The organism is Embleya hyalina (assembly GCF_003967355.1).
Lineage (GTDB): Bacteria > Actinomycetota > Actinomycetes > Streptomycetales > Streptomycetaceae > Embleya > Embleya hyalina.
In genome coordinates this window covers 17,732-31,244 of sequence record NZ_BIFH01000068.1, presented here as the reverse complement: position 1 = coordinate 31,244, position 13,513 = coordinate 17,732, and the positions used below count along the sequence as shown (strand labels likewise).

The following is a 13,513-nucleotide window of genomic DNA, read 5'->3' as shown; positions in this document are numbered from 1 at the left end:
CGTCCGTTCCTGCTTGCTTTCCGCGTTCGGAACTTTCGTTCCTTCGGCTTCCGGCTCGTGGAGCCTAGCAGATTCGGTAACCCGTTTCCGCCGGTACTCCGGCGCCGATTGGGAATTCCGTAATCCACATGCACAAGAACAGCAAATAGCCGAACTCGTCGCGAATGAACGCGACCGATGATCGAGAAATTCGATGGTGATGCTTGCGGCAGGAGTGCAATCCTTGACGGACGCCCCGCTCGGCTCTGGCAGAGACTACCAGACTGTCACGTCGTTGGACAACGTCGCGACAACCCTTCGAATCTACGTGTGCGGTCGGTGGGCTGTCAAGATCACCTGATCAGGCGATCGTCGGCAGTTCGTCCGCGACGTCCGAGGATGCCACATCCCCCTGCTCTCCGGCGAATTCGGCCCGGCGGCCCAGGATCACCACGTACGCGAGGAACACGGCCTCGGCCGTCGCGCCGATCGTGATCCTGCCCCAGGTGGGCAGGCCGGACGGAGTCACGAAGGCCTCGATGATGCCCGAAACGACCAGGACCAGTGCCAGGCCGACCGCCATGCCCAGGGCGATTCGGCCCTCCTCGGCGATCGCCTTGGCGCGGGTTCGGGGGCCCGGGTCGATGACGGTCCAGCCCAGGCGCAGGCCGACGCCGGCCGCGATGAACACGGCGGTGAGTTCGAGCAGGCCGTGTGGCGTGATCAGGCCGAAGAAGACGTCGAGGCGGCCCGCGTCGGCCATCAGGCCCGCCGAGATGCCGACGTTCATCGCGTTGCCGAACACGATGAACAGCACCGGCAGGCCGAGCAGGATGCCCAGGGCCAGGCAGCCGGCCGTCACCCACGCGTTGTTCGTGGCCACCTGGGCGGCGAACGAGCTCGCGGGGGCGCTGGAGTAGTAGGTCTCGAAGTCGCCGCCGGGGCGGGTGAGCTCGCGGATCTGGTCCGGCGCGCCGACCGAGTCGCGGACCGCCGGGTCGTGGGCGACCCACGCGGCGATCAGTGACGCGACCACGAGGAAGGCCACGGCCGTCGTCCCCCACCAGCGGCGACTGCGATAGACCGCGACCGGGAATCGAACGGTGAGGAAGAGTGTCGCGTCGCGCCAGGCCGGCGTGCGCGGGGCGGTGACCGCCGAGCGGGCCCGTGCCGTCAGGGTGGAGAGCCGGCCGACCAGTACGGGGTCGGGCGCGGCGGAGCGGATCGTCGACAGGTGGGTGGCCGTGCGCCGGTACAGCGTCACCAGCTCGTCCACCTCGGGTCCCGACAGGCGGCGGCGCCTGCGGGTCAGTTGTTCCAGGCGTTCCCACTCGTGGCGGTGTACCGCGACGAAGACGTCGACATCCATACGGTGCATCCTCTCTGGGAGCGACATCGACGCACACACTGGAGGTGGCCGTGTCCGAGCTCGTCACGGGAGAAGCGGTCGCGCTCGACCTGCGCCCGGCGCGCCTGCCCAGCCGGGCGATCGCGATGGTGATCGACCTCGCGGCGCAGGTCGCCGTGTTGTTGGCGGTGGTGTGGCTGGTCTCGCTGGCGGTGCCCGTCGACGACGGCGCCCTCGCGGCGGCGTTGACGTTGACGATCGTCGTGCTCGTGGTGATCGGCTGGCCGGTCGCCTGGGAGACCGCCAGTCATGGGCGCTCCCTCGGGAAGTTGGCGCTCGGGCTTCGGGTGGTTCGCGACGACGGCGGGCCGATTCGGTTCCGGCACGCTCTGGTGCGGGCGCTGCTCGGGTTCTTCGTGGATTTCTGGACCACGTTCGGGTGTGGCGCGGTGTTCTCCTCGATGGCCTCGACGAACGGCAAGCGGCTCGGGGACATGGCGGCCGGGACATTCGTGGTGCGGGAGCGCACTCCGGGGGTCCGGCGACTGCCGATGCCGCTGCATCCTGCCGCCTCGGCGTGGGCGACCGGGATCGAATTGTCCGGGCTGTCCGACGATCTCGCCCTTGCCATTCGGCAATACCTGTCCCGGCGCGACGAATTGGATCCGGCGATAGCCGCCTCGCTCGCCGAGCGGCTGACCGTGGACACCGCGCAGCGGATCGGGATCGGGCCGCCTCCCGGGATGCATCCGGTGGTGTACCTGGCCGCCGTGCTCGCCGAGCGGCAACGCCGGGACTGGGAGCGGCACGCGTCCGCCGCCGGCGGGTTCGCCGCCGGGGGCGCGACACCGTCGATGGCCGCGCCGGCGCCCACCTCCGTGCCGCCGATTCCGCCGATCCCGTCGGCACCGGGCACGCAGGCGCCGACGCCCGCACCCGAGCCGACGCCCGCTCCGACGCCGACGCCTACGCCCGAGCCCACGCCCACGCCCCCCGGCTTCACTCCCCCATCGTGATCCGCCGGTTCGGCGGCGTGTCGAGTGCTTCGAGTTCGATGCCCGGGGCGGCCAGGACCACGTCGCCGCTCAGGTGGATCGTGGCGCGTTCGCCGGTGGCGAGGTCGTCCACCTCGTAGCGTTCGACGGTCAGGCCCTCGTGGGTCTCGATCGAGGCCAGGCGCCAGGACTGGTCCACCGTGTGGGCGGCCAGGACCGGTTCGGTCAGCGCGATCAGGCGCAGCCGGGCCGAGTCGCCGACGGTCAGGTTCAGCAGCGTGGCGGTGGCGATCAGGAAGGCGGGCGAGCGGCCCGTGAAGCCGGCGGCGCGGGCCTCGGCCTCGGTCGCCGGCGCGTCCACCGTCGGGTCGGCCGCCGCCCGCAGCCACACCACACCGGGTGCGCCGGCCACCGCCGTCGCGCCGCCGCGGACGCGCCAGCCGCCCGCGAGCACCTCCAGGCGCACCGGGCGGCCCCGGGCGTCGAGGGTCAGGTCGATGCCGCTTCCGGTGTAGCGCCAGCCGATCGGGCCGGGCGCGCAGGAGAAGCGTTCCTCGCCCAGGGGAGTGCCGTCGTGCGGGTCGTGGAAGGAGTAGGTGCCTGAGGGCATGCGCGGACCCTACGACACGGTCGGCGTGTCGGGGTCGGCCGCGGCGACGACGCGGGTGAGCAGGGCGGTGAACGTGGCCCGCTCGGTGGCGCTCAGGGGGGCGAGCAGGTCGTCCATCGCGGCGTCCACGAGGGGTTCCTGCCGGGCCAGGCGGCGTTCGCCGGCGGGCGTGGCGGCGATCGCGTTCTTGCGTCGGTCGTGCGGGTCGGGGGTGCGGGTGACCAGGCCGTCGGCCTGGAGGGAGTTCAGGATCGCGACCATGTCCTTGGGGTCGATGCCGACCGCGCGGGCGAGTTCGGCCTGGGCGACCGGGCCGTACTCGCGGACCGCGATCAGCACCAGGTGGTGGAGCATCGGCATGCCGTCGCCGGCCAGCGCCTCGCGGACCAGGCCGCGCCCGTGTGCGGCGGCGCGGCCGAGCAGCCAGCTGGGCAGGGCGCGGATCCGGGCGGGGGCGGGCAGCTTGTCGACCATGGGCGCAGCCTATCCGGAGAATCGTTGGACTTTCCCACGATCGTTGCATACCGTTGGGCCCACCCACGATTTTCGTTGGGTTGTCCCATGATTCTCGATGGTCGGAGGATGCGCGTGCGTCGTGTTCGCTATTACCGCGACGGTGGTCCGGACGTGCTCCGCCTGGAGGAGGTGGCGGACGCCGAGGTGCCCGCACCCGGGCCGGGCGAGCTGCTGATCCGGACCGAGGCGATCGGGGTGAGCCTGCCGAGCGTGCGCAAGGTGCGCGAGGGCGGGTCGCCGCTGCCCGGGGTGTTCGGCGGGGACGTGGCCGGCGAGGTGGCCTCGGTCGGGCCGGACGTGACCGGCTTCGCGGTCGGCGATCGGGTGGTCGCCATGTCGTTCGCCGACGCCTACGCGGAACGCGCCCTCGCCCCCGTGTTCACCGCGTCGCACATCCCCGCCGCCGCGAGCGCCGTGGACGCGGTCGCGCTGGTGCGCGGCGGGCATGTCGCGCTCGCGGCGCTGTCCTCGGCCGGCTCGGTCGAGGGACGGTCGGTGCTGGTCACCGGTGCCGCGAGCGGGGCCGGTCATCTGGCCGTACAGCTGGCCCGGACGCGCGGCGCGAGCCGGGTGGTGGCGGCCGTGGGCTCGCTCGACAAGGCCGACTTCCTGCGCGGGCTCGGGGTCGACGAGGTCGTGTCCTACGCCGACGAGTCGTGGGGCGAGCCGGTCGACGTGGTGCTCGACGGCGTCGGCGGCGAGGTGTTGCCGCGCGCGGTGGCCGCGCTCGCTCCGTTCGGCCGGCTGGTCTTCTTCAATTCCGGCGGTGGCACGGTGCCGGCGTGGGAACTGCTCGCCGGCGCGCGGACGATCACCGGGATGTCGATGGCCCGGTTCTCCACCGCGTTCCCCGAGATGTACGAGCGGCATCGGCACGAGCTCTGGGACCTGGCGCTGTCGGGCCGGCTCCGGGTCGCCGTGCACGGCACGTTCGCGCTCGCGGACGCGGCGAAGGCACACGAGGTGATCGAGGCACGCGCCAACCTCGGCAAGGTCGTCCTGTGCCCGTAGGCCGCGCGCGACGGTCGTGTCGTGCCCGTGGGCCGACGCCGTCCCGGGCCGAACCCCGACCCCTCCCCCGTCCTCACCCCCCGCACTGCGCCGACATCGCCGCCTTGTCCGCGTCCGTCACCGGCAGTTCGTACTTGATCGACACCTGCGCGTACCGCACCGCGTAGGAGCAGCGCACCGCCTTGTTCGGGGGCAGCCACGTCGCCGGGCTCGAGTCGCCCTTGCCGCCGTTGATCGGGCCGTCGACGGCCAGCAGGTTCAGCGGGTCGTTGGCCAGTCGGCGGCGTTTGTCGGCGTCCCACCCGGCGGCCCCCATCTGCCACGACGCGCTCAACGGCACCACGTGGTCTATCTGTATCGCCGACGCCTTGGCCTTGGTGAAGGTGATGTCCTTGCCGGAGTACGGGTCGGGCAGCGTCATCGTCTCCACGACGCAGCCCTTCTCGTCCCGCCACCGGGTCGCCCGGCCGTCCCGCTTGAGGATGTCGTCGCGGGTGCCGCAGTCGTTGCCGCCGAACGGCACGCCGCCGACCGCGTCGCTCCAGGCCGGGCCGTACTTCTCCCGGTCGTAGCCGGTCTTCGGACCGCGCTCCTTCGTCCGCACCCGGTCGATCAGCGCCCGGGCCCGGGTCAGGTCGGCCGCCGAGGTCAGCGGCGCGAGGCCGGGTCTGGTGCCGTCCTCGTTGTCCAGCGGGTCGGCCGCGTCGCCGCCCGACGCCGGTCGTGCCGTACTCGCGGCCGTGGCGCCGGCCGCGGACTCCGCCTTCGAGCCGTCGTCCCGACACGCCGTCACGGCGGTCAGGGCCGCCGCGACGAGCAGGGTCGCGGCGTAGGTCCGCCGTCGCATGCGACCGCCCCCCGAGGGTTGTCGTGTGAGCCGGACGGCGGTGGGCCGGGCGAGCGCGTCGCGCCGCCCGGCCCACCGCCGATCCGTTGTCCGTGCATCCGTCTGTCCGTGGGACGGGCGGAGTATGCCGAACCGGGTCGACGAATCGGCGCGTCACCGCACCGATCGCGTCGACCGCGTCGGCCTCGTGGGGATCAGTACCGGTACGCGTCCGGCTTGTACGGGCCGTCGACCTGCACGCCGATGTAGGCGGCCTGGCCCTCGGTGAGGGTGGTGAGCTTCACGCCGAGCGCGTCCAGGTGCAGCCGCGCGACCTTCTCGTCGAGGTGCTTGGGCAGCACGTACACGCCGATCGGGTATTCCTCGGGCTTGGTGAACAGCTCGATCTGGGCGATGGTCTGGTTCGTGAAGCTGTTCGACATCACGAAGCTCGGGTGACCGGTCGCGTTGCCCAGGTTGAGCAGGCGGCCCTCGGACAGCACGATCAGCGTCTTGCCGTCGGGGAAGGTCCAGGTGTGCACCTGCGGCTTGACCTCGTCCTTGACGATGCCCGGGATCCTGGCCAGACCGGCCATGTCGATCTCGTTGTCGAAGTGGCCGATGTTGCCGACGATCGCCTGGTGCTTCATCCGCCGCATGTCGGACGCCATGATGATGTCGCGGTTGCCGGTGGTGGTGACGAAGATGTCGGCGATCTCGACCACCTCGTCCAGCGTGGTGACCTGGTAGCCGTCCATCGCCGCCTGGAGCGCGCAGATCGGGTCGACCTCGGTGACGATCACCCGGGCGCCCTGGCCGCGCAGCGACTCGGCGGAGCCCTTGCCGACGTCGCCGTAGCCGCAGACGACCGCGACCTTGCCGCCGATCAGGACGTCGGTGGCCCGGTTGATGCCGTCGATCAGCGAGTGGCGCACGCCGTACTTGTTGTCGAACTTGCTCTTGGTGACCGAGTCGTTGACGTTGATCGCCGGGAAGAGCAGCGAGCCCTCCCGGAACATCTCGTACAGGCGGTGCACACCGGTGGTGGTCTCCTCGGTGACGCCCTTGATGCCGGGGGCCATCGCGGTCCACTTGCCGGGGTTCTCGGCCAGGTTGGCGCGCAGCAGCGCCAGGAAGACCTTCCACTCCTCGGAGTCGTCGTCGGTCGCGGCCGGGACGGCGCCGGCCTTCTCGAACTCGACGCCCTTGTGTACGAGCATCGTGGCGTCGCCGCCGTCGTCGAGGATCATGTTCGGACCGTCGTGCCCGGGCCAGTTCAGCGCCTGCTCGGTGCACCACCAGTACTCCTCCAGGGTCTCGCCCTTCCAGGCGTAGACCGGCACGCCGCGCGGGTCCTCGGGGGTGCCCTCGGGGCCCACCGCGATCGCCGCGGCGGCGTGGTCCTGGGTGGAGTAGATGTTGCAGGAGACCCAGCGCACCTCGGCGCCGAGCGCGGTCAGCGTCTCGATCAGCACCGCGGTCTGCACGGTCATGTGCAGCGAGCCCATGATCCGCGCGCCGGCCAGCGGCCGGGACGCGGCGAACTCACGCCGGATCGCCATCAGGCCGGGCATCTCGTGCTCGGCGAGGGTGATCTCCTTGCGGCCGAACGCGGCGAGGGAGAGGTCGGCGACCTTGAAGTCGCCGTCGAGCTGCGAAGCCATGTTTCGATCCTTCTGCAAAGGGGTGGATGGGACTGGAGACACACCGGTGCCAGGGGCGCCGATGACGTGCCATCCAGTCGGACACTTCTGTGCCTACGGGCCCGAGACCCGACCGCCCTCTGCAGCGACTGTCGTTGTGCGCCAACGACGTTAACACCTCACCCGGTTGGTGTGTGCGGGTACTTTCCGCCAGGTGTCGCCTCGGGATCGGCGCCGCGGGCGGCCTCGTCGGCCCGGTATATGTCCGGTTCGAGGTAGATCGCTCGGGCGATCGGGACCGCCGCGCGGATGCGCGCCTCGGCGGCGTCGATCGCCCGGGCCACGTCGGCCGCCGTGTCGTCGTGACGCACCGCGATCTTGGCCGCGACCAGCAGTTCCTCCGGGCCGAGGTGCAGCGTGCGCATGTGGATCAGCCGCTCGACGTCGGGGCCGGCCACGATCGCCGCCTCGATCTCGCGGACCGTCTCGATCCCGGCCGCCTCGCCGAGCAGCAGGCTGCGGGTCTCCAAGGCGAGCACGATCGCGATCAGCACGAGCAGCACGCCGATGCACAGCGTGCCGATGCCGTCCCAGACGCCGTCGTCGGTGGCCACCGCCAGGCCGACCCCGCCGAGCGCGAGGATCAGGCCGATCAGCGCGCCGAAGTCCTCCAGGAGCACGATCGGCAGTTCCGGCGACTTGGCCCGGCGGATGAACTGCGCCCAGGTCAGCGAACCCCGGTGGTGGTTGGACTCCTTGATCGCGGTCCGGAAGGAGAAGCCTTCCAGGACGATGGAGAACACCAGCACGCCGACCGCCCAGTACCAGCTCTTCAACTCGTGCGGGTGGGCGATCTTCTCGTAGCCCTCGTAGATGGCGAACATGCCACCGACGGAGAACAGCACGATGGAGACCAGGAAGCCGTAGATGTAGCGCTCGCGGCCGTAGCCGAACGGATGCTCGGGGGTGGCGTCGCGTTCCGCGCGTTTGCCGCCCACCAGGAGCAGCACCTGGTTGCCGGAGTCGGCCAGCGAGTGCACGCCCTCCGCCAGCATCGACGAGGACCGGGTGAAGGCGAAGGCCACGAATTTGGCCACCGCGATCCCCAGGTTCGCGGCCAGTGCCGCCACCACCGCCCTGGTTCCGCCGCCCGCACTCATCGATCGACTCCCACCCGTTGGTTGACCACCACCGCCGCCGTCGCCGGCCGCGCGTGCCGGCGATCAGTGTGCCATCGGGCCGGCGCCTACCCCGGCAGACTTGCGGTAAATGCGCGTGGCGCGGCTCGGCCGGCGGCGGTCGTGCGGGTGCCGCGTCGGTCGGTCGGCGAAGGTCGGCGGCGGTCGACGGTGTGGTCGGCGAGCGCTCAGCGGCAGGGCACGGTCGCCCGGAAGACCAGACCGTCGGCGCCGTCGACGGTGACCGCGACGCGCGGTTCACCCGCGCGGATGTACACCGATCGACCGCGTGCCAGGTCGAGCGTCGTACCGGCCGCGCCCCCGGGCCCGCGCTCCTGTCGCACGGTGGCGGAGCCGCGTACGCACAGCAGGATCTGCGGGCCGGCGGTGTCCAGGACATGCGGTTCGCGGCCGGCGGGCAGTCGGGACAGGCGGAAGTCGGCCACGGGGGTCGTGTAGACCTCCTCGCCCGGGTGCGCCGCGCTCGGCTCGGCGCCGAGGATCTCCACCGGTCCGGCCCGGAAGGCCATGATCCGCAGCAGTTCGCCGACGTCGACGTGCTTGTCGGTCAGGCCGCAGCGCAGCACGTTGTCGGAGTTGGCCAGGATCTCGACCACCACCCCGTGCAGGTAGGAGTGCGGCATGCCGGCCGCGAGGAAGACCGCCTCGCCCTCGCGCAGCCGGATGTGGTTGAGCAGCAGCGCCACCGCGACACCGGGATCGCCGGGGTGACGCTCGGCCAGACCGGCGACCGCGGCGCACGCCTCGGCGTAGGGCGAGCCGTTCGCGGCCAGTCGGCGGCAGGCCGCGGCGACCGCGTCCACCACCGTGGTGCGCAGGCGCTCGGGCAGCATCAACACGTGCGTGGTCGCCGCGCGTAGCGCCGCCTCCTCGTCCGGATTGCGCAACGCCCTTGCGAACGGGGCCAGTTCGGGCACGTCGAGGGCGTCGAGCAGCTTCAGCGTCTCGGCGATCTCGCGGTAGCCGACCAGGCCCTCGAAGTCGCCGAGCGCGCAGATCATCTCCGGTTTGTGGCTGGAGTCGCGGTAGTTGCGGTGCGGCGCGTCGATCGGGACGCCGCGCGCCTCCTCCTCGGCGAAGCCCTGCCGGGCCTGGATCGCGTCGGGGTGCACCTGGAGCGACAGCGGCTCCTCGGCGGCCAGCACCTTGAGCAGGAACGGCAGGCGCGGGCCGAACCGGGCGGCGGTGTCCGGGCCCAGCTCGCCGGCCGGGTCCGCGGCGATCAGCTCGACCAGCGAACGGGCCCCGAGGCCGCGATCGACCTCGGACGGCGCGCCCGGGTGGGCGCCCATCCACAGCTCGGCCTGCGGCTCGCCCGTGGGGGCGACGCCGAGCAGTTCGGGGATGGCCGTGAGCGAACCCCACGCGTTGGCGCGGATCCGGTTGAGAAGGCGGTCCATGGCTAGCGGGGACCACCTTCGGTCCAGGGGAACAGCCCCGGCGCGGCGGGACCCACGCCGGTGCCCAGGGCCAGGTAGACGGCCGCGAAGTCGGTGACGGCGATCAGCTCGGCCAGTCGCTCGACGGGGCTGCCGCCGCGGGCGCCGACCTCGCCGACGGCCGCCCGGCCCAGCGCGCCCAGGGTGCGGCGGGCGTGGTCGGCGGGCCCGACGGCGGCCGGGTCGTCGTGGTCGACGAGCAGCACCGGGTACATCCGCACCGGGTCGGGCTCGTCCACCCGGTCGCGGAAGAAGTCGTCGGGGTCGGCGGCGGCACCGGCCTCGCCCGCCCGAAAGACCCGGTCCATGTAGCGGCCGGCGATGGGCAGCGGGCCGGACAGCGCGGCCGCGGCGGCCACGCCCGTGAGCATCGTGGCGAAGCGCTCGGCGGCCACGCCCGCCACGGTGCCCGCGCCCCACACGACCGGGATGGTGCCGGCGATCGCGCCGGCGAGGCCCTTGGCGGGGTTGAGGTACGCCTCGGCGGCGGGCCGGCAGCGGGCGCTCGTCTCGTCGAGGCGGTCGGCCATCGCGTCCACGCTCGCCAGGCCCTCGCCGGGGGTGAACGCGCTCGCGCCGCACGCGCCGGTGATCGCGAGCAGCGCGGTGAACAGCGGCCAGAACGCGGTCTGCGCGGCGAACACGGTGTCGTCGGCGTAGCCGGGCGTGCCCACGGGGGTGGCGTCGACGGGGACTCGGACCACCACGCCCCGGCTCTGCTGCACGGCGGCGTCCAGGGCCGACCCGCCGGGCGTGGCCGCCACCGTCTGGCAACCGCGCCGGTAGGCCTGGCCGGCGAGGTCGATCAGGCCCGGCTCGTCGCCGCGCCCGGCCGTCAACACGAGGTCCATCGGACCGGCCCAGCCGGGCAGCGTGCCGCCCGCGCCGAGGATCACCGGCAGCGCCGCGTCGGCGCCGGTGACCGCGCGCAGCGCATGGCCGAGCGGCCCGTACGCGGGCGCGGACAGGATCACCGTGCGCGGCCGGTCCCGGGGCGCGATCGCGGCGGGCAGCGCCTCGCGCGCGGCCTGCACGGCCCGGCGGACCTGGGCGCCGGCGCCGGCCAGCGCCCGCAGGGTCTCCGCCGTGTCGGCCCGGGCGATGCCGTCCTGGTCGTCCAGCAGGGCCTCGTCGAGGATGTTCATGCCCGATCGGTGCCCGACCGGCGAGCCTCGTCCACGAGCAGTACCGGGATGTCGTCGACGACGGGATACACCAGCCCGCAGGCGGGGTCGTCGCAGGCCAGCGCGGCGTCCCCGTCCCGGTGCAGCGACGCGTGGCAGACCGGGCACGTCAGGATCGCCAGCTGTGACGGTTCCAGATTCACGACATCTCCCACTTTTCCGACTGTTCACACCGTTCGTATCCGTTCGTCCGGGTCCGGTGCGGCAGTCGTCCGATTGAACCCATCACCTTACCGAGCCGACCGGTCAGTCCCGGACGAGTGCCAGAACCTCGTCGCGGATCGCGATCATGGTCGGCTCGTCGTCCGCCTCGACGTTCAGCCGCAGCAGCGGCTCGGTGTTGGACGCGCGCAGGTTGAACCACCACCGGTCGGCGACCACGGTCATCCCGTCCAGGTCGTCCACGGCGACCCCGGGCCGGTCCGCGAACGCGGCCCGGACCCGCGCGGTCGCCACCGCCTGGTCGACCACCTCGCTGTTGATCTCGCCGGAGGCCGGGTAGCGGTCGTACGCGCTCGCGAACTCGGACAGCGGGCGGTCCTGGCCGCCGAGCGCGGCGAGCACGTGGATCGCTGCGAGCATCCCGGTGTCGGCCCGCCAGAAGTCGCGGAAGTAGTAGTGCGCCGAGTGCTCGCCGCCGAAGATCGCGCCGGTCTTCGCCATCTCGCCCTTGATGAACGAGTGGCCCACCCGGGTGCGCACCGCCTCGCCGCCGTGCTCGGCGACGATCTCGGGCACCGCGCGGGAGGTGATCAGGTTGTGGATGACGATCGGCTTCGCCTCGCCGTCGGCCTTCGCCCGGGCGATCTCGCGGACCGCGACCAGCGCGGTCACCGCCGAGGGGGACACCGGGTCGCCGTGCTCGTCGACCACGAAGCAGCGGTCGGCGTCGCCGTCGAAGGCCAGGCCCAGGTCGGCGCCGCTCTCGCGGACCTTCGCCTGGAGGTCGACCAGGTTCTTCGGGTCCAGCGGGTTCGCCTCGTGGTTGGGGAAGGACCCGTCCAGCTCGAAGTACAACGGGACGATCTCGAGGGGCAGCCCGCTCGCGGCGCCGAGCACGGTCGGCACGGTGTGCCCGCCCATGCCGTTGCCCGCGTCCACGACCACCTTCAGCGGCCGGATGCCGGTCAGGTCGACCAGACCGAGCAGGTGCGCGGCGTAGTCGGCGAGCACGTCGTGTTCGCCGATCGTGCCCGGTGTGCCGGCGAAGTCGGGCACGCCCGCCTCGGCGAGCGCGCGGATGTCGGCGAGGCCGCTGTCCTGGCCGATCGGGGCGGCGCCGGCGCGGCACATCTTGATGCCGTTGTACCGCGCGGGGTTGTGGCTCGCGGTGAACATCGCGCCGGGAAGGTCCAGGCTGCCGCTGGCGAAGTACAGCTCGTCGGTGGAGGCGAGCCCGATCAGCGTGACGTCGGCGCCCTGGGCCGCGGCGCCCTCGGCGAACGCGCCGGACAACTCGGGCGAGGAGGGACGCATGTCCCGGCCGACCACGATCGCCTCGGCCCCGGTGACCCGGACGAACGCCGCGCCCAGTGCCCGCGCGGTGTCGGCGTCCAGCTGGTCGGGGACCACGCCCCGCACGTCGTACGCCTTCACGATCTGGGAGAGGTCGCGCACCCGAAGACTCCACTCGCTCGACCGCGGTCCCGATTCGCCGCGGTGTTGGCCGTTGTCCGTCGACCCCTGCCCCGCGGACGACGCCTCAGACCCTATCGGCCGGCGGTCAGCTCTCGGGTGAGCGCAGAACGCGCAGATGGCCCCGGCGGCCGGTCTCGGGGCGGCCGTCGCGGTCCGGCGGCTCGGGCGCGGGCTGCGGGGGCTGCGGCGGGCGGGCGGCCTCGCGCACCGCGTTGGCCAGCGCCTCGAGGTCGTCGCTGCTGGGCTTGCCCGCGCTCGGATCCGGCGCCAGGCGCACGACATCCCAGCCGCGCGGCGCGGTCAGCCGCTCCGAGTGCTCGGCGCACAGGTCGTAGCAATGGGGCTCGGCGTAGGTCGCGAGAGGGCCCAGGACGGCCGTGGAGTCGGCGTAGACGTACGTCAACGTGGCGACTGCGGTTCGGCCGCAGGCGGTCCGCGAACAGCGACGTACAGGGCTCACGACGATGGACGGTACCGCAAGCGGGCCGAACCCGCGTGGTATCCGGGTGCGGTGTGACTCACGTGTCGCTCCTCACAGGATGTCGGCGGCATGGGGACACCCGTTCGGGACGGTCCGCGCCGTCCTCGACGGAGCGGCGCGGACCGGTCCGGATCGGGCGGCCAGGCCCTAAGCTCGTGCCGTGCACAACGAGCACTCGGTCCCCTCTTCCCCCCGCGAGCGCGACTCGCGCCGTCGCAGTCGGCGCGACCGGCACGGCCGCGGCATGCGCGGCCCGCTCGCCCCACCCCCCGTGCCGATCGCGCTGACCCGCGCGCAGCGGTTCGACGACCTCGCCGCCGATGTCGTGGAACGGCTCGCCAAGCGCTGGCCGCAATTGGAGGAGGTCCGCTTCGCGGTCCTGGACGTGCCCGAGGCCGAGACGGCGGTGAACGGCGACGAGGCCGTGGCGCTGGGCCGGCTGGTGCCGGCGACCAAGGCCGTGCCCGCCACGATCATCCTGTACCGGCGCCCGCTGGAGCTGCGCGCGGAGGGCCGGGCCGAGCTGGAGATGCTGGTCAACGACGTGCTGGTGGAGCAGGTCGCGGACCTGTTGGGGATGGATCCGGACACCATCGACCCCGACGACTGAGCGAGCCGGAACCACGAAGGCCCGGGACCCCCGT

Annotated in this window: 15 protein-coding genes; 4 read left to right on the top strand and 11 right to left on the bottom strand. The window is 72.6% G+C overall.

The genetic code is table 11. The annotated features are described in order from the left end of the window. Positions 1-181: hypothetical protein (locus EMA17_RS53675; protein ID WP_218043289.1), on the top strand; the 181-nt coding region annotated here is incomplete at its 5' end. A gap of 159 nt (positions 182-340) precedes the next feature. Here the strand turns inward: EMA17_RS53675 and EMA17_RS50975 are convergent. Continuing rightward, positions 341-1,348 (bottom strand): stage II sporulation protein M, encoded by a 1,008-nt coding sequence (locus tag EMA17_RS50975; protein ID WP_126644055.1) that lies wholly within the window; start codon positions 1,346-1,348, stop codon positions 341-343. A 50-nt stretch (positions 1,349-1,398) separates the two neighbouring features. Here EMA17_RS50975 and EMA17_RS50970 point away from each other — a divergent pair, with 50 nt between their 5' ends. Next, positions 1,399-2,343, top strand: a complete 945-nt coding sequence (locus EMA17_RS50970; protein ID WP_126644054.1) for an RDD family protein — start codon at positions 1,399-1,401, stop codon at positions 2,341-2,343. On the opposite strand, the gene EMA17_RS50965 is transcribed toward EMA17_RS50970, so the two are convergent. Both EMA17_RS50965 and EMA17_RS50960 read right to left on the bottom strand, forming a co-directional pair. Beyond that, entirely contained in the window at positions 2,327-2,932 is a 606-nt protein-coding gene (locus tag EMA17_RS50965; protein ID WP_126644053.1) for a hypothetical protein, read from the bottom strand. The genes EMA17_RS50970 and EMA17_RS50965 overlap by 17 nt on opposite strands. Positions 2,933-2,941: 9 nt before the next feature. Beyond that, positions 2,942-3,406, bottom strand: coding sequence for a MarR family winged helix-turn-helix transcriptional regulator (locus EMA17_RS50960; RefSeq protein ID WP_126644052.1), 465 nt, complete (start codon positions 3,404-3,406; stop codon positions 2,942-2,944). A gap of 114 nt (positions 3,407-3,520) precedes the next feature. Here EMA17_RS50960 and EMA17_RS50955 point away from each other — a divergent pair, with 114 nt between their 5' ends. Further along, a complete protein-coding gene (locus EMA17_RS50955; protein ID WP_126644057.1) occupies positions 3,521-4,459 on the top strand; it encodes a quinone oxidoreductase family protein in 939 nt (312 codons plus the stop codon). Positions 4,460-4,532: 73 nt separating this feature from the next. On the opposite strand, the gene EMA17_RS50950 is transcribed toward EMA17_RS50955, so the two are convergent. The 8 genes from EMA17_RS50950 to EMA17_RS50915 all read right to left on the bottom strand — a co-directional run bounded on the left by EMA17_RS50950 (position 4,533) and on the right by EMA17_RS50915 (position 12,848). After that, complete coding sequence (locus EMA17_RS50950) at positions 4,533-5,306, bottom strand: HNH endonuclease family protein (protein WP_126644051.1); 774 nt, start codon at positions 5,304-5,306, stop codon at positions 4,533-4,535. Between the two features lie 194 nt (positions 5,307-5,500). Beyond that, complete coding sequence (ahcY, locus tag EMA17_RS50945; RefSeq protein ID WP_126644050.1) at positions 5,501-6,949, bottom strand: adenosylhomocysteinase; 1,449 nt, start codon at positions 6,947-6,949, stop codon at positions 5,501-5,503. 158 nt (positions 6,950-7,107) lie between these two features. Beyond that, positions 7,108-8,088: a cation diffusion facilitator family transporter gene (locus EMA17_RS50940; protein ID WP_126644049.1), complete on the bottom strand. Its 981-nt coding sequence runs from the start codon at positions 8,086-8,088 to the stop codon at positions 7,108-7,110. A 206-nt stretch (positions 8,089-8,294) separates the two neighbouring features. Then, positions 8,295-9,527: a mannose-6-phosphate isomerase, class I gene (gene manA / locus EMA17_RS50935; RefSeq protein WP_126644048.1), complete on the bottom strand. Its 1,233-nt coding sequence runs from the start codon at positions 9,525-9,527 to the stop codon at positions 8,295-8,297. Between the two features lie 2 nt (positions 9,528-9,529). Next, on the bottom strand, positions 9,530-10,711 hold the full coding sequence (locus tag EMA17_RS50930; protein WP_126644047.1) for an SIS domain-containing protein: 1,182 nt from the start codon (positions 10,709-10,711) through the stop codon (positions 9,530-9,532). Next, positions 10,708-10,893 carry a Trm112 family protein gene (locus EMA17_RS50925; RefSeq protein ID WP_126644046.1) on the bottom strand — a complete coding sequence of 62 codons (186 nt, stop codon included), beginning with the start codon at positions 10,891-10,893 and terminating at the stop codon, positions 10,708-10,710. Before EMA17_RS50925 ends, EMA17_RS50930 begins: the two co-directional genes overlap by 4 nt. 103 nt (positions 10,894-10,996) lie before the next feature. Continuing rightward, positions 10,997-12,367 (bottom strand): phosphomannomutase/phosphoglucomutase, encoded by a 1,371-nt coding sequence (locus EMA17_RS50920; protein ID WP_126644045.1) that lies wholly within the window; start codon positions 12,365-12,367, stop codon positions 10,997-10,999. A gap of 106 nt (positions 12,368-12,473) precedes the next feature. Further along, a complete protein-coding gene (locus EMA17_RS50915) occupies positions 12,474-12,848 on the bottom strand; it encodes a DUF3499 domain-containing protein (protein ID WP_174861553.1) in 375 nt (124 codons plus the stop codon). Positions 12,849-13,113: 265 nt separating this feature from the next. Here EMA17_RS50915 and EMA17_RS50910 point away from each other — a divergent pair, with 265 nt between their 5' ends. Beyond that, positions 13,114-13,479, top strand: a complete 366-nt coding sequence (locus EMA17_RS50910; protein ID WP_078976974.1) for a metallopeptidase family protein — start codon at positions 13,114-13,116, stop codon at positions 13,477-13,479. The last annotated feature ends 34 nt before the right edge of the window (positions 13,480-13,513 follow it).